Raw genomic sequence first — 19,982 nt, 5'->3', positions numbered from 1 at the left:
ACCTATCCTCGCAGAATGCTCAGCGAGGGTGGCGGCGCGAGCCACATCCGCCGCTTCGACTCGAGGTTCCTGCTCCCCCGGCTGCCGAGCACGGCCGTGCTGGTCGGCGCGCTCGCCGGTTGGCGCGACGCGCTGCTGGCCGCCGGGGTCGAGCCGGTCGCCCCGGAGCGGGCTCGACCGGAGGACACGGTCTTCGCCCTGAACCGCGACGCCGACGCCGCGTTGGCGCTCGGCGCCGCGCAGGTCGTCCTGCTGGACAGCGGGGCCGGTCGGCGCCGGGTGGTCGCGGTGCCCGACCTGCACTCCCCCCGCGTGCTCGCGCCGACCGGTCATCGGGCGGCTGCCCGATATGCGGTCGGAACGTGGACGGTGGCACGCAACCGGGCCGGTCGGGTCCGGCAGGCCACAGCCGCACTCAGCGTCGGCGCCGGCTTCGCGCCCCCCCGGCTGCCGACCCTGCGGCTGGCCGGCCGCGCGGCCGGCCCACCGGCGGTAGTGGTGGCCGCAGCGTCGGCGGCTGGCGTGCCGCCCGGCGGGGGCTGGTTCTACACGGCCGAGGGTGGCGCGGCCAGCAAGCGCAGCTCGTTCTTCCTCTTCGCCCCCGGCGCCGGCCGGCCTACCGCCGTGGCGAAGTTCGCCCGACTGCCTGGTCGGCTGCCGAGTTTCGGCCGCGAGGAGCGGGGGCTGGCCGCGGCCGCGACGGCGGGTGCGGCAGTCGCCGAACGCGCACCGCGGGCCCTCGGGTGCACCGACGTCGGGCCCCATCACGTCTGCGTCCAGTCGGCGGTGCCCGGCGCGAACCTCGAGCTGATCCTGCGCGGCCCGGCCCCGCGGGCCCGCAAGGTAGGGCTGCTCGAGGCGCTGGCCGAGTGGCTCGTCGACGTGGCCAGCGAAACCTCCGGGCCGGCGAACCGGGCGGGTGACGAGCGGGGCCGGCTCCGCCGGCAGCTCGCTGCGGTCCTGCCAGCCGAGGCGTTCGGCGTGCTCGACCGGGTGCCGACGGTGTTCCAGCACGGGGACCTCGCCGGCGGCAACATCCTCGTCGACGGGGACGCGTTCATGCTGGTCGACTGGGAGTGGGCGACCGAGCACGGCCAGCCACTGTGGGATCTCCTGCACTTCGCCCTGCACGCGCTCCCGCTGCTCGACGGTGCGGACTGGACCGCGCCGTCGCTACGGGCCCTATTCGACGGCTCCGCGGCCTCCTCCGGGCTGCTGTTCGGCTGGATCCGCCGGATGGCGAAGGCGCTTGCGCTCAGCGAGGCCGACGTCGGCGGTCTCGCGCTGCTGTGCTGGGCGCGGCACGCCGCGGTGACCAGCCAGGTGCGGGCCGAGGCCGGGGCGGGGGCCGGGGCGGGGGCCGCGTCCCGCCTCGGAACGCTCCCGGTCGAGACGGCGCTCGAGCTGTGGCGGAGCGATCCGGACTTCGGGTCGGGCTGGACCCGGTGGGCCTGAGCGGGCGGGCTCAGCGCCGCTCGAGGATCCAGCGGGCGTCCCGGTGGACCAGGCCGGCGGTGCCGTCCGGGGCGCCGGGCAGGACCGCCAGATCCAGGTCGGCCGCCCGGTAGCGGAACCGGGGCTGGCTGGCCCAGACCGCCGGTCCGGGCCGCAGCGACATCCCGGCCAGCTCCGCCGCCATGCCGGCGGGCATCCGGCCCAGCCGTGGCTCGGGACTTCGCGGGCGTCCGGCGGAGGCCAGGCCCCGGGTGAAACCCGCCGCCGTCCGCACCGCCTCCCGCCGCCGCTGGCGATCCCGGGAGAGCACCCCCGTGCGCCAGCTCTGGGCGATCGCCACCCCGTACCGGGCGGCCAGCCCCAGGTCGCGATGGCGTCGGGCCAGCGCGCCGGTGCCGTAGGCGTAGGGCTCGCGGCTGGCCAGATGCTCGGCCGGCGTCTTCGACGGGTGGTAGACGACGGCGTCCGGCGTCCACACCAGCGGATGGCCGGCGCGCAGCAGCCGGACGATCACGTCGGACTCCTCCGCCGACCGGCCGGGCGCCCCCGCCCCGAGCTCCACAGTGAACCCCGAGATCTCCTGTAGCCGGTCACGCCGGAAGGCCATGTTGCCACCGGTGCCGACCACCCACGGCGGTGTCGTCGGGCGCCGGAACACCCGCAGCTCGGTTCCTTCGACGACGCAGTACGGCAAGCCCTCCTCGTCGAGCGCGGCGACGGCACCGAACACCGCCGCCGCATCCGGGTTGGTCGAGAACCCGTCGACCAGCCCGGCGGCCCAGCCGGGATCGACCACCTCGTCGTCGTCGACGAACCCGACGAGCGGGGCGGAAGCCAGGGCCAGTCCCCGGTTGCGCGCATACGACAGTCCCGCCGGGTACACGTCGAGCACGCGGGCTGGGCCCAGCGACGGCGGCGGCGAATCCGCCTGCCAGACGACGATGACCTCGATCGAGATCCCGCCGGCGCCGGCTGCCGCGAGCAGCCCGGCCACGGTCCGCTCGACATCGGCCAGCCCGAGGGTCGCCACCACAGCGGACAGCTGCGGAGCCTCAGCCACTGTGCCCTCCGTCCCGTCCGCCCAGGGTAGTGAGCCGAGCCGACGCGGGCGGTTACAGTTCGCGCCGAGCGAGGGGAGCGGCCGGTGACCAGGCTGCTGGTGGTGACCGCCCAACCCCCGCTCGTCGAGGGCGGGGCGGCCGGCCGCTGCATGGTCGCGCTGCTGCGCGGGCTGCGCGCCTGCGGGGTGGACGTCGAAACGCTCGCCCCGCGCCAGGAGTTCGCGGCCCCCGGCGACCCGCCCGACGACCTCGACGTCGAGATCGTCGCGGTGCCGGGCACGACGGCCGGCCGCTGGGACCGGCTGCGCCACCCGGTCGCGGATCTGGCCCGCGGTGCGTTCGCCGACCGGGTGCGGGAGGCCGCCGGGCGCTCCGACGCCGTCTACCTCGACCAGATCGAGACGGCCTGCCTATCCCGGGAGGTCGCCGACCGGCCGACCGCGCTGCACCTGCACTACCGGGCGCGCCGCGATGCCCCGCTCGGCGCGCCTTGGCGGCCCGCGTTCCGGCACCGGCTGGAGTTCGCCCGGGCCGAGCGCCGGGCGATCGGGGACAGCCGTTGGCTGGTGGCGAACTCCGCGGAGGTGCTGGCCGGTTTGCGTCCGGGGCGCCCCGGCGGCGGGACGGCGGTCGTCCCGCTCGCGATCGACCCGGCCGACTACCCGCTGGCCGCGGGGCCGGTGGCGCCGGTCGCCGGGATCATCGGGACCGCCTCGTGGGCGCCGACCCGGCAGGCGATGCTGCGGCTTTGCCGGGAGGTCTGGCCGCTGGTCCGCGCGCTGCTGCCGGACGCTCGGCTGCACGTCGCCGGTCGGGGGACCGACCGGCTCGCCGCCGAGCTGGCCGGACCGGGGGTCACCGTAACCGGGCCGGTGGAGTCGGCGGCCGGGTTCCTGCGGTCGGTGTCCGTGCTCGTCTTCCCGCCGGGGCGTGGGAGCGGGACCAAGGTCAAGGTGCTGGAGGCCCTGGCCAGCGCCGTTCCGGTGGTGTGCACGCCGCCCGGGGCGGAGGGCCTGGCGCCCAATCCTGGCCTGGTCGTGGCTACCAGCTCCGGTGAGCTGGCGTCCGCGGTGGCCCGGTTGCTGACCGACGGCGACGAGCGCGCCCGGCGGGGCACGGCCGGCCGCGCCTACATCGAGGCCCGGCACGGACCGGCGGCGGCCGCGGCGCCGCTGGTGGCGCTCCTGGAGCGGATGGTGCGCCAGTGAGCCTCCTGCGCCGGGTCGCTCAGGTGCCGACCGCGCCGGCCCCGTTCAAAACGGCCCGGTCGAGTCGGATCCAACCGGTGGTGCCGCTGCGCGAGTAGAGGCCGTTCGGGCCCTGGACGTAGAACGTGCGGCCCGCGGCGTCGGCGGCGAGGCCGACGGCACCGGTCAGCCGGGCGGCCAGCAACCGGGGTCCGGTCCAGCCCGCCGGGCTCCCCTCCGCGACCAGGGCGTTGCCGCCATGGGTGCGGCAGAAGAACGTGGTCGTCGAGGCGACGGTCGCCACCGCCGGGCGGCCGAAGCACGTCCACGGCAGCGTCTGCCAGTGGCTACCAGCGCCGAGGGTCAGCGTGTCCACCCGGCCGTCGGTCCCGTCGGCGAAGAAGCTGACCCGCCCGTCGACGGAGGCGATGGCCGGTCCGCTGTCCACCTGGCGGCCGCCGAGGCGGGTCCAACCCCCGGCGTGCGGAGCGGAGCCGTTCGCGGGCACCGGCGCCACCGCGTAGTAGAGCAGGTGGTTCGTGCTCTCGCAGGAGACGACGACGGCCTGCCCGTCGGACCAGGAGGGAACGCTGCCGAAGGCGGCGGCGTCGGTCACCACGGCACCGGGGGCGTCGAGGCAGGCGCCGGCCCCGACGAACTGCGTCCACCCCTGGTTCAGGGTGCGCACATAGACGCGACGGTTGCTGCTGATCGCGAAGAACGCGAGCTCGGACGAGCCCGAGCCGTTGGGGATGCTGACCACGGCCGGTGCGGCGGTGGTCACCCCGCCGAGGTCATGCCAGCCCCCGCCGCTTCCGCGGGCCATCCACACCGCGTGGTCGGTGCCCTCGACGGTGAGCACGGTGGCCGCGCCCGGCGGGTAGGCGATCGAGGCGACCGTCGACTGGGCGCTGGCGCTTGTCGCCGGAACCGGCGACGCGGCCCCCCCGCGAGCGGCCAGCAGGGTTGACGCCGTCGAGGGGTCCGCGGCGGACTGGAGCACCGCCGCCTGGGTCGGACCGAGGGTCACCGCGCTGACCGCCGTGCCGTCCGGCTCGGTGAAGGTCGCGCCCAGCGGAACGGTCACCGTCGCCGTGGTGCTGGGGTTGACGAGCACCTGGCCGGCGGTGAACTGCCGCTGCCACACCCCGGATGCGAGCTGGGTCCGGGCCCCGGTCGGGGTACCGACCGACGCGGTCCAGGCCGGCTGCCAGGGATCGGTGTTCGTCGAGGTGGGTGACCAGATCTGCCCGGCCTGGCCACCGTTCCAGGTCAGCAGGAAGCTGGCCCGCGCGTAGGTCTGGGACGTGGTGTCGTTGATGTCGCCGTAGGTCACCGGGAGGAAGATCTTGCCGGCGGACTCCACGTCGTCGGCCTGCTGCATCTGCCAACCCCAGCCCGCGTCGCCGAGGCGGGCGTAGCTCGAGTCGTGACCGTACTTGGACCAGTACTCGTACATCACGCCGTCGACGTCGCCGACCCACCGCTGCCACAGCGGCTCCCAGTTGGTGCTCCACGGCTCGCTGATGTTGGCAATCGCCTGGACACCGGAGGCGTGCAGCGCCGGGACGACGCTTTCGAGGAAGCTCTGGGTGGCCGCGGCCCACGAGGCGTCGGTCGGGTACTTCGCGAGGGTCGTGCCGGAGGCCAGGTGGAATCCGAGGGCGGCGTTGACGTCGTCCATCATCACCCCGTCCGCCCCGTAGCGGTGAACGTCGGCGGCGACGTTGGCCGCCCAGGCGGCCTGGTAGCTCGGGGATGCGACGTCCATCCACCAGTCCCCGGCGTAGTCGTCGAACGGCACCCGGGCTCCGGTGGTGTCCTGGAGGAACCATTCGGGGTGCGATGCGGCGGCCTCGGCGTACCCGACACCGGTCGTGAGCGGGGTCTGGTCCACGCCTCCGACGACCTCGTTCGTCGTGGTCGCCTGGACGTCTTTGTAGATGTAGACCTTGAGCGAGGGGTCGGCCGCCTTGAGCGCGGGGATCTGCGCCCACTCCGAGGGCTGGCCGAGCACCATCACGTCGTACCGGCCGAGCTGGGTGGCGGCCGGCAGGTCCCCGGAGCGCAGCGCCATCAGGCCGGTCGCGGGGTTGGGGAGCGTGGCCGCCGACGCCTGCCCGGCGGTACCGATCAGCGAGGTGGCCGCTGCCGCACCGGCAACCACGATGGTGAACGCTCGCCTGAACACTTCCGCCTCCGGATCCCCACGACGTCGAGGTGCGTCGCTTCTCTTTGGGGATCGGGGCATTCGGGCGAACGCTGACCCGCCCATTGGGGTGACCCTGAGTATTTTTTCTCGGTGATATGCGCCGGTTTGTCGCAATTTTCGGTCACGGATGGTCATCGACGGCCAGAGGTCGAGGCGAAACAGGGCCGCCGGGGCAATTCCCAGGCCTGGCGGATCCGCCCCGGGAACTCCGATGCTGCGCCACTATCCTGAGACGCTCGAAACCTTCAGCTGCCGGGAGCCCGATGAACCTGCCCGACGTCCTCGCGGTGTTGCGCCGGCGCTGGGTGACCTTCGTCCTGGCGCTGCTGGCCGTGATCGGCGCGTCGATCGGCGCCCTGGAGCTGCAGACCCCGGTCTACCAGGCGTCCGCCACGCTTTCGCTGACCCCGGTCACCACCGCGGCGAACCCGGCCCTGGCGCTGGAGATCCTGCCGCAGATCGGCGTGCTCACGCCGGCCTACGCCGAGGAGATCACCGCCGCCGACACCCGGGTGATCGCCCGGGCGCAGCTCGCGACCCAGCCGGGCAACTACGCCCTCACCGACGCGAAGGTCTCGACGTTCCCGAACGCCCCGACGATTCTCAAGCTGAGCACCAACTCGACGAGCCCGCTGGACGCCCAACTGTCGGCGGCGGCCTACGTCACCGCCCTGAACACCCGGGTCAAGGCCGGGCAGTTGGGCGGCAACATCCTGATCAAGGTGGACGAGATCGAGTCGCCGGTCCTGCCCACCGCACCGGTCTCCCCCCGCAAGACGGTCACCATCGGCGCCGGGGTGCTGCTCGGTCTGATCGTCGCGTTCATCGCCGCCTGGGTCCGTGATCAGACCGGCGGGACGATCGAGGACGCGGAGGCCCTCCGGCACGCCGCCGGGATCCAGGTGTTCGGTGAGATCCCGGAGAGCCGTCGGGTCCCGCGGATCCACAGCGTGGACGCGCTCCTCACCGACGACCGGCTGCGTCCGGTAGCCGAGGCGATGCGTGACCTCGGGGTGGCCCTCCAGCTCACCCAGTTCGACGCCGACTCCGTCCTGGTCACGAGTCCCGGCGTGGCCAACGGCAAGACCACGGTCGCGTTCGGCCTGGCCGTCGCGCTGGCCCGGTCCGGGGTCGAGACGCTGCTCGTGGACGGCGATCTGCGACGGGGACGGCTCGAGGAGCTGCTCTCCGAGGAGCCGACCGGGGTGCGCAAGTCGCCGGGGCTGATGGACGTGCTGCGCGGCCTGCCGTTCGAGGACGCCGTCCAGGGGACGACGCTGGCGAACCTGCACGTGCTGACGAGCGGGGAGCTGGTGGAGGATCCGAGCGTGCTGCTCGACTCCGCCTTCCCCGCCGTGCTGCGCGAGATGGAGCGCCGCTACGCGGTGGTGCTCGACGCCACCCCGCTGATGCCGATCAACGATTCCCGGGTGATGGCCAAGTTCTGCAGCACCACGCTGCTGGTCGCCAGCTCAGGCTCGGCGAGCCGGCGGGACATCAAGCGCGCCCTCGACCGGCTCAAGATCATCGGAGTGACACCCACCGCCACCGTGCTCAACCGCGCCCGGGTGCGTGACTCGGTGGGCTACGGCAGCCCCTACCTGCGGGCCAGGTCGGCCCGGGAGACGGTCCGCGGAGCCTCCAGCTGAGCTCAGCGGTCGTGCCGCTCGTCCATGCCCAGCCGGGCCTCCCGGGCGAGCTGGCGGCGGCGAAGCACCGGGCCGACCAGCCAAGGTACCGGCCGCATGATCCGAGCCTTGCGCACCAGCGGCGTCTCGTCGGGGATCAGTTCGGCCGCGGCGCCGTAGAGCCGGGCGGCCGCCCGGTACTGCCCGACGCGCAGCGCACGGTCGCCCTGCCCGGCGAGGTCGTTGGGGGTCGGGGCGGCGAGCCGGCGGCCCACCCAGGCCCTTTCCGAATCCGTCAGATCCGGCCGGGCGGCCACCCGGGTGAGGATCTCGTGCTCGGCGGCCCGGAACGACTCCGCCCGCGCGGACAGCCCGTCGACACTCCACCGGTACAGCGCGAGCGGGCGCGGTTGGTGCACGACCGGGTAGCCGGCGAGCACCGCGCGGATCCAGAACTCCCAGTCCTCGCCCTGGCGCAGCGTCGGGTCGAACGACCCGACGTGGTCGACCATGGTCCGTGGGAACATCGACATGGTCGAGAGGAAGTTCGACGCCAGGATCGCCCGCCGCTGCTCGGCCGGGGGCGGGAAGCGCCCCCGGTGACGCAGCTTGCGGACGTCGATCCCGCCGGGCAACCACCAGTAGGCGTTCGCCGTCGCGATGCCGCCATTCCCCCGCTCGGTCCACACCGCGTACAGCGCCTCGAGGTGGCGGTCGAAGAGCAGGTCGTCGGCATCGCAGAAGGCGATGAGCTCGCCGCGCGCCGCCGCGATCCCCGCCGCCCGGGCGGCGCCGACTCCGGCGTTGGGCTGGCGGACGATCGTCGCCCCGGGTGCCACCGCCCGCGCGATGTCGACGGTCGCGTCGGTGGAGCCGTCGTCCACGATCACGGTCTCCACGTCGGCGAGGGTCTGGGCGAGCACCGAGGACAGGGCGGCGCCGATCGTCGCCGCCGCGTTGTACGCCGGCATGACCAGGCTCACCCGGGGCCGGCGCGTCACCGGGCCAGCTCCCGGTACAGCTCCAGGTAGCCGTCGACCATCGCGGTCTCGGTGTAGCCGGACACGGCCTCCGCGGCGGCCGCCCCGAGCCGCCCCCCGAGCGCCGGATCGTCGAGGAGCCGGGTCACGGCGACGGCAAACCCGGTGGCGTCGCCTGCCGGGACCAGCAGGCCGGTTCGCCCGTCATCGATGATCTCCCGCGACCCCCGGACGTCGGTTGCGACCACCGGGCGGCGGTCGGCCATCGCCTCGCAGATCGCAAGCGACATGCCCTCCGAGGTGGAGGTGGATACGGCGACGTCCGCCACCGCCTGGATGGCCCGGGCGTCCGCCCGGGTTCCGGCGAAGACCACCCGACCGGCCACGTCGAGTCGGGCGGCGAGCGCCTCGAGGGCATCGCGCTCCGGCCCTTCGCCGATCAGGATCAGCCGCACCGCCGCCGGCATCTCGGGCAGCGCGCGGATCGCCAGGGCCTGGTTCTTCACCGCGGCGAGCCGCCCTACGCCGACCACCAGCCGGCTCTGCGGCGGCAGCCGCCACGCGCGCAGAACGTCGCGCCGGTCGATCGGGGCGGGGGCCGGCGCGACCCCGTTGGGCACCATTCGGTGCGGCCGGAGCCCTTCCGCGCGCAACGCCTCGTCGACCCCCGGGCCGCAGGAAACCACCGGCAGCCGCCCCCAGCGCAACAGCCGGGCCGCCCTCGGGTAGTCGCCGGCCGGCAGACCGTGCACGGTGGCCAGCGCCGGGCGGCGGGTCGCCAGGGCGGTCACCACCGCCATCCCGGGATTGTGCACGTGGCAGACGTCGGGCCGAAACGCCGCGAGGGCCCGCCGGACGTCGCGGACGGCGCCGGGCAGGCGCAGTGGATGACGTTCGAGCAGCCGGATCGGGTAGCAGGCGACGTCGAGCTCCGACGCCAGGTCCCCCGGCTCGGCGACGATGGCGCACTCCACGCCGCGGGAGGCGCTCGCCCGCACCAGCCGCGCGACGACCGACTCGGCACCGCCGGTCCGCATCTGTTGGATCACGTGGAGGACTCGCACGACTCCACCCACAGGATCGTGGCCAGGCCCCCGAGCAGCCAGACCGGGGCGAAGAACTCCTCGGACAAGGTGAGAAACCCGACGAGCACCGCGATGAACGACGCGCGGACGAAACCCGCGAGCCCGGGCGGGCCGGCCCCGGAACGCACCGCCCCGTTGAGCCGGAGCAGACACATGGCGAGGAAGGTCATGAAGAAGATGAAGCCGGGAACGCCGAGCTCGGCGGCGACCTCGAGGTAGGTGTCGTGGACGACGAGCAGCGGCGGTGTTCCCGGCGGGGCGCCGGTGATCTGGTAGTAGTAGTTGCCGAAGTTCCCGGGGCCGACGCCGAGCAGCGGGTGCCGGACGGTCAGGCCAAGGGCGCCCTGATAGAGCGCGAGGCGGCTGTCGACGTTCTCCTGGGCGACCACCTGTTTGGCCTGCACGCCTTGGCTCACCCGTCCCGGGTTGGCGTAGACGAACAGGGACGTGACCACGGCGGCGACGAGGGCCAGGCCGACGATCCGGCTGGCATGCTGGCGGTTGGCCGCCGCGTACAGGACGAAGGACGCGACGACCGCGAGCCACGCGCCTCGGGAAACGCTGAGGACGATGCCGGCGGCGATCAATCCGGCCGATACGAGCGCCACAATCCGACGCCATCCGGTCTGGTTCAGCACCAGCCACGCACCGATCGGCAAGACCGCCGCGAGCACGAAGGCGTAGTCGTTCTGCTGCCCGTAGCGCAGGTCGGCCAGCTGGGTGAGCCCGGCCAGGAAGTTGTAGCTGCCGATCGCGCCGGCGGCGCCGGAGCTCAGGACCAGGGCCCAGACCAGCCGGCGGAGCAACGCCCGGTCGCCCGGGAACTGGGTGAGCACGAAGTAGAGCAGCGCCCAGCTCACGTACCGCAGCGTGGTGGTCGTGCCCTCCGACACCGATTGCGAGAGCGCGGTGGAGGCGAGGGCGAGCAGCAGCAGGCCGACGATGAGCAGGTGGCTGCTGTCGAGGAACAGCGGCCGCCGCTGGCGGACCGCGTAGATGGCGAACGCGGCGAAGCACAGCCCGCCGGCCAGCTTGGTGATGGTCAGCGACGGGCTCGCGCCCAACCTGAACTCGTACTCCAGCGGGATCGTGGCCACGAACAGGATCAGCGCCCATTGCGGCCGGGCGCCGAAGAAGGCGAGGCAACCGAGCGCGGCCAGCCCGCCGAGCACCGGGACGGTCGCCCAGCTGGCGGCCGCCGCGAGGCCGGCACCGACTACGACGACCAGACCGGGCAGGAGCAGGCCGGCGACGCCGGGGCCGCCACCGGCGCCCCGTCGGAGCCGGGCCGGCCGAGCCAGGGGCAGCCGGTTCGTGCCGGCATGGCTCACGGCCCGGCTCCGGGGATCGATGCCGACGGGACGGCGGTGACGTCGCGATACAGCGCGGCCCAAAGCCCGGCCACGACGTCGATGTCGAACTTCGCTGCCGCCATGGCGCGCGCGGACTGCGCCCGGGCGGTTGCCGCCCGCGGATCGGTGAGGCACGCCACGATGGCGGCGGCGAGCTCCTGCGGGTCCCCGGGCCGGACCAGCAGCCCGGTCTCGCCGTGCGCCAACAGTTCGGCGGTCCCGCCGACGGCGGTCGCCACCAGCGGCGCGGCCTGCGCCATCGCCTCGTAGACGACGTTCGGGGATCCCTCGCTGCGGGACGGGACCACGACGACCGCGGCCGCGCCGAGCAGCCCGGTGGGGTCGCTGACCGGGCCGACGAACTCGATCCGCTCGGTGAGCCCGAGCTCGGCGACCCGGGCACGCAGCGACCCCGCGAACTCCCGCTCCACCGGCTGCTCGGCCGGTCCGGCCAGCCGGCAGCGGGCGTTCGGGACGGCGCGCAGCACGCTAGGCATCGCCTCGACGAGGAGGTCCGCGCCCTTCACCGGATGCAGCCGGCCGAGGTACACCACCTGTCCAGCAACCCGCTCGCCGCGCCCGACCTCGGCCGGCACGACGACCCCGTTCGGGATCACCTCGAATCGGGTCCCGCCGTTGCCGACGGCGAGGAAGCTGCGGACCGCGGCCGAGTTGGTCACCACCCGGTCCGCCCAGCGGTAGACCCGGGCGTCGACCCGGCGGTGCAGGCGCCCCTTCCACTCGTCGAGGGCGCCTTCGGTGACCACCAGGTGGGGCACACCGGCCAGCCGGGCCGCCGCGGCCCCCCAGACGTTGGCCGTGGTCCCCCAGGTCTGGAGCACGTCCGGGGCCTGGCGGCGCACCGCCGCGACCAGGCGGGCCAGGAACACCGGGTCCACCTTGCCGTGTTTGGGGATCAGCTCGGTCGGCACCGCCCGGGCGAAGTCGGCCGCGAGCCGCCCCCCGCGAATGATGACCAGGCGGGTGTCGATCAGCCCGGCCAGCCGGGGCAGCAGGAGCAGCAGCTGCCGCTCGGTCCCCCCGACGCCGGCGCCGGCGAGGACGTGCAGGACCCGGACCGGCGCATCGACCGGCGAGCCGTCCTGCGACATCCGTTCGACCTTTCGCTCGGGTCCGAACGACGCTACCTCCGGGACGGGGCCGTGCCGGTCGATAACGTGCGTTCCGTGCCGACACCCCGGGTTGTCCACGTGGCGCAACCCACCGACGGCGGGGTCGCGGCCTACGTCGCGCGCCTGGCCGGGGACCAGGCCCGGCGCGGCGTGGAGGTGGCGGTCGCCTGCCCGTCCGGTGAGCCGCTGGGCGGCGAGCTGGACCGGCGCGGAATACCTCGGCTGGCCTGGTCGGCGGGGCGCGGGCCGTCGCGCCGGCTGGCCGGGGAGGTCGCCGCGCTGTCGGCGGTGCTGCGCGAGCGGGTCCCGGATCTGGTGCACCTGCATTCGTCCACGGCCGGGCTGGCCGGTCGCCTGGCGCTGCGCGGGCGGACCGCGACGCTGTTCCAGCCGCACGGCTGGTCCTGGCTCGCGGTCGGCGGGGCGCTCGCGCCGGCAACCCGCGGCTGGGAGCGATGGGCGGGCAGGTGGGCCGACCGGGTGGTGTGCGTGTCCGAGGCCGAACGCGAGCTCGCGGAGCGCGCCGGGGTGCGATCCCGGTTCGCGGTGGTGCGCAACGGGGTCGACCTGGCCCGGTTCCCGCCAGCGACCGCCGAGGAACGGCTCGCGGCCCGGGCCGCGCTCGGGCTCAGCGCCGGCCCGCTCGCCGTGTGCGTCGGGCGGATCGCGGCACAGAAGGGCCAGGATCTGCTGGCCGCGGCCTGGCCGCGGGTCCGCCAGCGGGTCCCCGGGGCGCGGCTGGAGCTAGTCGGCGGCGGGGAGTTCCGCGCACCGGGCGAGGGTGTCCGCCACGTCGGCGCCACCGACGACGTGCGGTCCTGGTACGCCGCGGCCGACGTGGTCGTCTTCCCATCCCGGTGGGAGGGGCTCTCGCTCGCGCTGCTCGAGGCCTGCGCGACCGGCTCGAGCATCGTCGCCACCGATGTGGCCGGGGTCCGCGAGATCCTCGGGGGGAGCCAGCGCGGCGCGGTCGTGCCCGCCGGGACCGCGTCACTCGTCGACGCGGTCGCGCGGCGGCTGGCCGAGCCGGCACTGGTGGAAACCGAGCGGGCCGGAACCGCCGCGTTCGCCGCGGCCCACCTCGACGAGCAGGTCACCTTCGAGCAGATGAACGCGCTGGTCACCACCGTCCTCGACGAGCGGCGCGGCCCGCCCCCGGTCAGCCGCCGCGGGCGGCCGACATCGCGGTCCGAAGGATGATCTTCACGTCGAGCCACAGCGACCAGTTCTCGACGTAGTAGTTGTCGAACCGCGCCCGGTCGGCGATCGACGTGTCGCCACGCAGACCGTGCACCTGGGCGTATCCGGTCAGGCCGGCCGGAACCCGGTTGCGGTGGACGTAGCGGGGCAGCGAGCGGGCGAACTCGGCGGCGAAGAACGGCCGCTCCGGGCGCGGACCGACCAGGCTCATGTCCCCGGTCAGCACGTTCCAGAGCTGCGGGAGCTCGTCGAGCGAGCTGCGCCGGAGGAACCGTCCGACCCGCCCCATCCGGTGATCCCCGACGACACTCCACCGGGTAGCCGACTCCTCGTCGTCGACCGGGCGCAGCGTGCGGAACTTGTAGACCTGGAACCGGCGGCCGTCGACGCCGACCCGCTCCTGGCGGAACAGCACCCCCCGCCCGCTGTCGGAGCGGACCGCGAGGGCGATCAGCCCCATGAGCGGGGCGGCGACGGTGAGCGCGACGGCCGCGGCGACGACGTCGAAGAGCCGCTTCGCCCGCCACGAAGCCGAGCGGTACGCGGCCCGGCGCATCCGGACCAGCGGCAGGCCCCAAACCGTGTCCATCCCCTGCCCGCCCGCGCTGTGCATCTCGAAGAGCCGGGGGACGAAGAAGATCTCGCACTTGAGCCGGTCGCAGGTACGCAACATGTCGATCATGTTCGACTCGCGCTGGCCGGAGAAGGCGATGATGACCTCGCGGACCGAGAACTCGTGGATCACCCGAGCCAGCTCGTCGTAGCCGCCGAGCAACGGCACCGGCCGCTGCGACTCGCCCAGCAGCGGATCGGAGTCGAGGAAGCCGACCGGGAGCAGGCCGTACTCCGGGTGCTCGAGCAGGGTCTCGGCGAGCTGGCCGCCGATCTGTCCGGCACCGAGCACGAGCGTCGGGTGCGCCACGAAGCCGTTCCTGCGGACCTGGCGGACGACGGTGTAGGCAACGGTGCGGGCGAGCGCCGCGGCCACCACGAAGACCGCGGTGGTGCCGAGCAGCCCCGCATGCACGGCCCGGCCGTTGCGGGCGACGTCGACGGCGAGCGCGATGGCCCCGGCGGCCAGTCCGCGCGCGACGAGAACGGGCAGGTCATCGAGCAGCGACAGGGTGAGGCGCGACCGGTACAGGCCGCCGAGGCCGTACACGACGAGCGTCGCCACGGCGAGGACACCGACCGACTGGAGCGGCGCGACGGTGAGCGCACCGGCTACGACGACGGCGAGCAGGTCGACCGCAACCAGGAACGGGCTGACGCCGTAGCGCAGCGCCCGACCGCGCAGCTGTTCGCGGGCCTGGAGCAGCCCCTCGATCCGCCGTTCCACCGGCGCGAGAGCAAGCGCGAAGCCGACGTTCTCCTCGCGACTGATAACACTCACGAGCAGCGCACCCCCTACCTTCCAGCCAGATGAGGTCGGTCACTGACCGCGACAGCGGAGCGTGGGGACGTGACGCGCCCTACTGTCAGTGAGAACGACCAGGTAAGCGGAAGGTTACTCACAGTCAGCCGGGTTGTCTCGTCGATCGCCCGATAAGGCGTCTTTACCCCGCTTTACGCTCCGTAATTATCCGGAGCGTGACGAGTTTCGCTCCGCCAGTCACGGGCAGAACCTAGGAAGCACTTGCCGCCGGTCGAAAAATCCGTCACACTCTGTTCCACTACAACGAGGGGACGTCCGATGGTCCGGCTGCCGAGAGCGACTGCGGTCGCAGCCCTTGCGATCGGGCTGAGCATCGCGCCCGCCGTCGCAGCCCAGGCCGCCGGCGGAACCTGCGAGGCGTACAGCCAGAATTGCCCGCAGGTCCAGGGCAAGCAGTTCCACAAGGCGACCCCCCCGACCGTCGTGCTCGGTGAGCACTTCGCGCTGCCGTTCACCGGCGCGGACGTCGCGCTGATGTCGCTGGCCGGCGGGGTGGCCCTCGGTGGTGGCACCCTGATGATCGTCGCCGGCCGACGCCGGCGCGCCGCCGCCTGACCGAGCCGGGACAGCCGGAGCCGGGACTGCCCGAGCCGGGCCTGACCGAGCCGGGACGGCTCGAGCCGGGACGGCCCGGGTCCCGGTCGCGCCGTCGACGCCTGCTCCGACCCGCGGTCGCCCTCCTCGTCGTCGCCGCGTGCGGGCTGCTGGCCTGGGCCGCCGTCGACGCGGTCATCGTCCGCGACCGGTTGACCGCGGTGCGGGACGATCTGCGCAACCTCGCGGCCGGCGAGCACGTCGGCGTCGCGCAGACGCTGCCCCGGCTCGCCGCCGACCTGCGCTCCGCCCAGTCGGCGCTCGGCCTGCTCTCGGCTGTCGGACCCCGGCTGGTCGGTGACGTCCCGCTGCTCGGGCGCTCCGTAGTAGCCGAACGCGCGGTCGGCACCGCATTCGTCTCGCTGCTGTCCGCGAGCCGAACGCTGGCCGCGGACACCGAGCACCTCGGCACCGCCGGCCGGATCGACCTGACCCGGCTCGACCGCCTGCACACCGACCTGGCGGGCTCCGAGCTCGCGGTGGCCGGCGCGCTCGACCGGCTGGACCGGGTCCAGACCTCGTTCACCCCCTGGTTCGTCGGGTCCGCGGTCAGCTCGGCCCGCGGCCGGGTCGCCGGCGCCGACGCCGGCCTGCGCCGGGCCACCGCGATGACCGCCGCGCTCGGCGACCTGCTCGGGGCCGGCGGCCCGCGCACCCTGCTGCTGGGACTGGAGAACAACGCCGAGATCCGCGGCACCGGCGGCCTCGTCTCGACGGTCGCGCTGGCGCACAGCAGCAGCGGCCGGCTGACGGTCGGCGCGTTCCGCGACGTCACGTCCAGCCTGTCCAGGTCGCCGTCCTACGCCACGTCGGTCCCCGCCCCGGCGGACTACCTGCGCTCCTACGGCGGGTTCGGCGCGAACACCACGATCTGGACGAACGCCAACTTCTCCCCGAGCGTCCCGGACAGCGCCACGGTGCTGGCCGGGTTGACCCAGCGCAGCCTCGGCGTGCGGCCCGACGCGGTCGTGCTGCTCGACGTGCCGGCGATGGCGGCGATCGTCGGCAGCACCGGGTCCACGGTGCTGCTCCCCGACGGGCACCGGGTGACCGGCCCGGAGCTGGCCTACGACCTGCTGGTGCAAAGCTACGGCCCGGTCCCGGTCGACCCCGCGCAGCAGCAGGCCCGGCGGGTCGGGCTCGAACGGGCCGCTGGCGGGGTGGTCCGCACGCTGCTCGGCCGGCCCCCGACGCTCAGCCTCATCCTGACCCTCGCCGCGCAGGTCGCCGGGCGGCACATCGTGCTGTGGAGCGCCGACCCCGCCGCCGAGGCGGAGCTGGTCGACGCCGGCGCCGCCGGGGCGGTCGACCCCGCGGGGGGCGACATCGCGATGGCGACGGTGGACAACCTCGGGGACAGCCCGATGCACGGCAACAAGCTCGACTACTACGCCCGCCGCACGCTCGACGTGCAGGTCGTTCTCGGTAAAGGACAGGCGGAGGTCTTCGAAACCTTTCATCTGCATAACGACGCCCCCGCCGCCCTCGGCAGCTACGTAGCCGGACCGCTGCATCCGGGGCGGCTCAGCGAGCTGGTCGGGTTGGCTTTCGGTGGCTCCGCCCGGGTGACCGGGTTCTCCGTCGACGGGGTCCCCGGCCGCGGGGAGGTCGAGCCGCTCGACGGCGGCCAGCAGCTGCTGACCGAGGTGGTCCTCCCCCGCGGCGCGAGCGTCACGCTGAGCCTGTCCTACACCGTCGCGATCACCGGCGGGAGCTACCGGCTGCTGCTCGTGCCGCAACCGACGGTGTACCCGGCGCAGCTCGTGGTCCGGTTCTCCGCCCAGTCCGGGGTCCGCCTGCACGCCCCGCTGCCCTCGATCGACCGACCGTGGACGAGCGTGTCCACGCTGACGGTGGCCGTTGGCTGACCGGACCGGGGTAGGTTCCGCCCTCGTGCGAATCCGCCGGGCCCGAACCGAGGACGTGGCGGCGATCCGGGCGCTGGTCGACACCTATGCCGGCCGGCGGATCCTGCTGGACAAGGCGACGGTCACCCTCTACGAGGACATCCAGGAGTTCTGGGTGGCCGAACCGGCGTCCGGACCCGGGATCGCGGGCTGCGGGGCGCTGCACGTGATGTGGCAGGACCTCGCCGAGATCCGGACCCTCGCCGTCGCCCCCGAGGCCAGGGGCCGCGGGGTCGGGCACGCCCTGCTCGAGCGGCTGCTCGACACCGCCCGGGAGCTCGGGATCCGGCGGGTTTTCTGCCTGACCTTCGAGGTGGACTTCTTCGGCCGGCACGGGTTTCGGGTCACCGACGGCGCGCCGGTGGAGTCCGAGGTCTACGCCGAGCTGCTGCGCTCCTACGACGAGGGGGTCGCCGAATTCCTCGACCTGGAACGGGTCAAGCCGAACACCCTGGGCAACACCCGGATGCTCGTCGAGCTGGAAGCCCGGCCTGAACCGCATCCGGTAGGCATCGAACACCCCCCGGGCGGGTAGCGTTCGAAGGGTGTCCGTGACCTCGCAGCCACAGGTCGCAGCTCCAGATCTCGCGATCTCCCTGAACGACAGCGGCGGCGACCCCGGTCCGACGGCGAGCTGGGCGGAGCGCTACCGGGCCGTGCGTGCCCAAACCGAGTTGCTCGCCGCCCCGCTCTCGGCCGAGGACCAGACCGTGCAGTCGATGCCGGACACCAGCCCCACGAAATGGCATCGCGGCCATACCAGCTGGTTCTTCGAGACGTTCCTGCTCGAGCCGCGGGAGGGCTACCGGCCGTTCGACCCGGCATTCGGCTACCTGTTCAACTCCTACTACGAGGCGGTCGGGCCCCGCCAGCCGCGCCCGCAGCGCGGTGTGATCTCCCGCCCCGGGATCGCGGAGGTCGCCGCCTACCGGGAACACGTCGACCGGGCGATGCGCGACCTGCTCGCCGCTCCGCTGGCCGGGGGGCTAGCGGAGCTGACCGAGCTGGGCCTCAACCACGAGCAGCAGCACCAGGAGCTGCTGCTGATGGACATCAAGCACGCGCTGTCGCTCAACGTGATGCGCCCCGCCTACCGCGACGTTCCGCACCGGGCCGGCACGCTCGACCGGGCCGCGCGCTGGGTCGAGCATCCGGGCGGCGTCGCCGCGATCGGCCACGCGGGGGACGGCTTCTGCTTCGACAACGAGACCCCGCGCCACCGGGTGCTGCTGGAGCCGTTCGCGCTGGCCGACCGGCCGGTGTCCTGCGGCGACTGGCTGGCCTTCGTCGCCGACGGCGGGTACCGCCGCCCGGAACTGTGGCTCTCCGACGGGTGGGCGACCGTGCTCGACCAGGGTTGGACGGCGCCGCTGTACTGGTTCGAGGACGCCGGCGAGTGGCAGCTGTTCACCCTCGGCGGCCCCCGCCCGGTCGCCACCGACGAGCCGGTCTGCCACATCAGCTACTACGAGGCGGACGCCTACGCCCGCTGGTCGGGGGCCCGGCTGCCCACCGAGTTCGAGTGGGAGGCGGCCGCACCGGCCGGCGCCGGTTACGTGTGGGAGTGGACCGGCTCGGCCTACCTGCCCTACCCGGGGTTCCAGCCGGCCCGCGGGGCGGTCGGCGAGTACAACGGCAAGTTCATGGTCAGCCAGCACGTGCTGCGCGGCGGCAGCGCCGTCACGCCCCCGGGGCACGCCCGGCTCACCTACCGCAACTTCTTCCCGCCCTCGGCCCGCTGGGCGTTCAGCGGCGCCCGGCTGGCCCGCGGGCCGCTGCGCTGATGCTGACCGTCGACGTGCATCTCGCGCAGGGCGAGCGCCGGGCCGCGCTGCTCGCCGACGCCGCCGCCGGGCTCACCGCCAGCCCCAAGTCGATGCCGCCACTGTGGTTCTACGACGAGCGGGGCAGCCGCCTGTTCGACGACATCACCAAGCTGGCGGAGTACTACCCGACCCGGGCCGAGCGGGCGATCCTCGCCACCCACGCCTCCGACATCGTCGGGCGGGCCGGCGCCGACACCCTCGTCGAGCTCGGCTCCGGATCGTCGGAGAAGACCCGGCTGCTGCTCACGGCGATGGCGGCGGCCGGCTCGCTGCACCGGTTCGTGCCGTTCGACGTCAGCGAGGTGGCGCTGCGGGAGGCCGCCGCGCGGATCAGCCGCGAGTTCGCGGTCGAGGTCCGCGGGGTGGTCGGCGACTTCCACCGCCATCTCGGCGAGATCCCGACCGACGGCCGGCGCCTGGTGGCCTTCCTCGGCGGCACGATCGGCAACCTCACCCCGGCGCAGCGGGCGGTGTTCCTCGCCGACCTGGCCGCCGGGATGACCCGCGGCGACACGCTGCTCCTCGGCACCGACCTGGTCAAGTCCCCGCAGCGCCTGGTCCGCGCCTACGACGACAGCCTCGGGGTGACCGCCGAGTTCAACCGCAACCTGCTCCAGGTGCTGAACAACGAGCTCGGCGCCGACTTCGACCTGGCCGCCTTCGACCACGTGGCCGTGTGGGACGCCGACGCGCAGTGGATCGAGATGCGGCTGCGGTCCCGCGTCGCGCAGAGCGTCCACGTAACCGACCTCGACCTGATCATCGGCTTCGACGAGGGCGAGTACCTCCTCACCGAGATCTCGGCGAAGTTCACCCCGGAGCGGATCGAGCACGAGCTGGCCACCGCCGGCTTCGGCGTCGAGCAGGCGTGGACCGATCCCGACGGGGACTTCCAGCTGACCCTGGCCCGCCCGCTGCGCTGACCGG

16 protein-coding genes are annotated in these 19,982 nt (G+C 73.9%); 9 read left to right on the top strand and 7 right to left on the bottom strand.

The features are described from left to right. Nucleotides 1-15: 15 nt before the first annotated feature. On the top strand, nt 16-1,455 hold the full coding sequence (locus tag VNG13_12900; GenBank protein HVA61416.1) for a phosphotransferase: 1,440 nt from the start codon (nt 16-18) through the stop codon (nt 1,453-1,455). A gap of 10 nt (nt 1,456-1,465) precedes the next feature. Here the strand turns inward: VNG13_12900 and VNG13_12895 are convergent, their stop codons facing one another. After that, entirely contained in the window at nt 1,466-2,515 is a 1,050-nt protein-coding gene (locus tag VNG13_12895) for a glycosyltransferase (protein ID HVA61415.1), read from the bottom strand. An 84-nt stretch (nt 2,516-2,599) separates the two neighbouring features. Between VNG13_12895 and VNG13_12890 the strand changes: the two genes are divergently transcribed. After that, a complete protein-coding gene (locus tag VNG13_12890; GenBank protein ID HVA61414.1) occupies nt 2,600-3,724 on the top strand; it encodes a glycosyltransferase family 4 protein in 1,125 nt (374 codons plus the stop codon). A gap of 19 nt (nt 3,725-3,743) precedes the next feature. Here the strand turns inward: VNG13_12890 and VNG13_12885 are convergent, their stop codons facing one another. After that, nucleotides 3,744-5,894 (bottom strand): putative glycoside hydrolase, encoded by a 2,151-nt coding sequence (locus VNG13_12885; protein ID HVA61413.1) that lies wholly within the window; start codon nt 5,892-5,894, stop codon nt 3,744-3,746. Between the two features lie 284 nt (nt 5,895-6,178). Between VNG13_12885 and VNG13_12880 the strand changes: the two genes are divergently transcribed. After that, nucleotides 6,179-7,564, top strand: a complete 1,386-nt coding sequence (locus VNG13_12880) for a hypothetical protein (protein HVA61412.1) — start codon at nt 6,179-6,181, stop codon at nt 7,562-7,564. 2 nt (nt 7,565-7,566) lie between these two features. Here VNG13_12880 and VNG13_12875 read toward each other — a convergent pair whose 3' ends face one another. Genes VNG13_12875 through VNG13_12860 form a run of 4 tightly spaced genes read right to left on the bottom strand, consistent with a single transcriptional unit; the run spans nt 7,567 to nt 12,072 of the window. Next, nucleotides 7,567-8,544 (bottom strand): glycosyltransferase, encoded by a 978-nt coding sequence (locus tag VNG13_12875; protein ID HVA61411.1) that lies wholly within the window; start codon nt 8,542-8,544, stop codon nt 7,567-7,569. After that, entirely contained in the window at nt 8,541-9,587 is a 1,047-nt protein-coding gene (locus tag VNG13_12870; GenBank protein ID HVA61410.1) for a glycosyltransferase, read from the bottom strand. The genes VNG13_12875 and VNG13_12870 overlap by 4 nt, the downstream gene beginning before the upstream one ends. After that, the gene (locus VNG13_12865; protein ID HVA61409.1) at nt 9,569-10,939 is read right to left on the bottom strand and encodes an O-antigen ligase family protein; all 1,371 of its coding nucleotides are present in this window, start codon (nt 10,937-10,939) and stop codon (nt 9,569-9,571) included. The genes VNG13_12870 and VNG13_12865 overlap by 19 nt, the downstream gene beginning before the upstream one ends. After that, a complete protein-coding gene (locus VNG13_12860) occupies nt 10,936-12,072 on the bottom strand; it encodes a glycosyltransferase (GenBank protein ID HVA61408.1) in 1,137 nt (378 codons plus the stop codon). Before VNG13_12860 ends, VNG13_12865 begins: the two co-directional genes overlap by 4 nt. 75 nt (nt 12,073-12,147) lie before the next feature. On the opposite strand from VNG13_12860, the gene VNG13_12855 reads away from it, so the two are divergent. Then, the gene (locus tag VNG13_12855; protein HVA61407.1) at nt 12,148-13,293 is read left to right on the top strand and encodes a glycosyltransferase; all 1,146 of its coding nucleotides are present in this window, start codon (nt 12,148-12,150) and stop codon (nt 13,291-13,293) included. Here the strand turns inward: VNG13_12855 and VNG13_12850 are convergent. Beyond that, a complete protein-coding gene (locus VNG13_12850) occupies nt 13,253-14,686 on the bottom strand; it encodes an exopolysaccharide biosynthesis polyprenyl glycosylphosphotransferase (GenBank protein HVA61406.1) in 1,434 nt (477 codons plus the stop codon). The genes VNG13_12855 and VNG13_12850 overlap by 41 nt on opposite strands. A gap of 300 nt (nt 14,687-14,986) precedes the next feature. Here VNG13_12850 and VNG13_12845 point away from each other — a divergent pair, with 300 nt between their 5' ends. The 5 genes from VNG13_12845 (at nt 14,987) to egtD (ending at nt 19,978) form a co-directional block, all read left to right on the top strand. Then, nucleotides 14,987-15,283 carry a hypothetical protein gene (locus VNG13_12845; GenBank protein ID HVA61405.1) on the top strand — a complete coding sequence of 99 codons (297 nt, stop codon included), beginning with the start codon at nt 14,987-14,989 and terminating at the stop codon, nt 15,281-15,283. A 200-nt stretch (nt 15,284-15,483) separates the two neighbouring features. Continuing rightward, nucleotides 15,484-17,190, top strand: a complete 1,707-nt coding sequence (locus tag VNG13_12840) for a DUF4012 domain-containing protein (GenBank protein HVA61404.1) — start codon at nt 15,484-15,486, stop codon at nt 17,188-17,190. 31 nt (nt 17,191-17,221) lie between these two features. After that, nucleotides 17,222-17,764, top strand: coding sequence for an amino-acid N-acetyltransferase (locus VNG13_12835; GenBank protein ID HVA61403.1), 543 nt, complete (start codon nt 17,222-17,224; stop codon nt 17,762-17,764). 55 nt (nt 17,765-17,819) lie between these two features. Beyond that, complete coding sequence (egtB, locus tag VNG13_12830) at nt 17,820-19,013, top strand: ergothioneine biosynthesis protein EgtB (protein ID HVA61402.1); 1,194 nt, start codon at nt 17,820-17,822, stop codon at nt 19,011-19,013. Further along, on the top strand, nt 19,013-19,978 hold the full coding sequence (gene egtD, locus VNG13_12825) for an L-histidine N(alpha)-methyltransferase (protein HVA61401.1): 966 nt from the start codon (nt 19,013-19,015) through the stop codon (nt 19,976-19,978). Before egtB ends, egtD begins: the two co-directional genes overlap by 1 nt. Nucleotides 19,979-19,982 lie beyond the last annotated feature (4 nt).

The sequence above is a fragment of the Mycobacteriales bacterium genome, from assembly GCA_035533475.1.
Lineage (GTDB): Bacteria > Actinomycetota > Actinomycetes > DATLTS01 > DATLTS01 > DATLTS01.
This window is presented reverse-complemented; position numbering and strand designations above follow the sequence as displayed.

Coding starts and splice junctions, on each gene's coding strand:
- VNG13_12860 (HVA61408.1), bottom strand. CDS start 12,072: ATGTCGCAGGACGGCTCGCCGGTCGATGCGCCGGTCCGGGTCCTGCAC.
- egtD (HVA61401.1), top strand. CDS start 19,013: ATGCTGACCGTCGACGTGCATCTCGCGCAGGGCGAGCGCCGGGCCGCG.
- VNG13_12880 (HVA61412.1), top strand. CDS start 6,179: ATGAACCTGCCCGACGTCCTCGCGGTGTTGCGCCGGCGCTGGGTGACC.
- VNG13_12845 (HVA61405.1), top strand. CDS start 14,987: ATGGTCCGGCTGCCGAGAGCGACTGCGGTCGCAGCCCTTGCGATCGGG.
- VNG13_12900 (HVA61416.1), top strand. CDS start 16: ATGCTCAGCGAGGGTGGCGGCGCGAGCCACATCCGCCGCTTCGACTCG.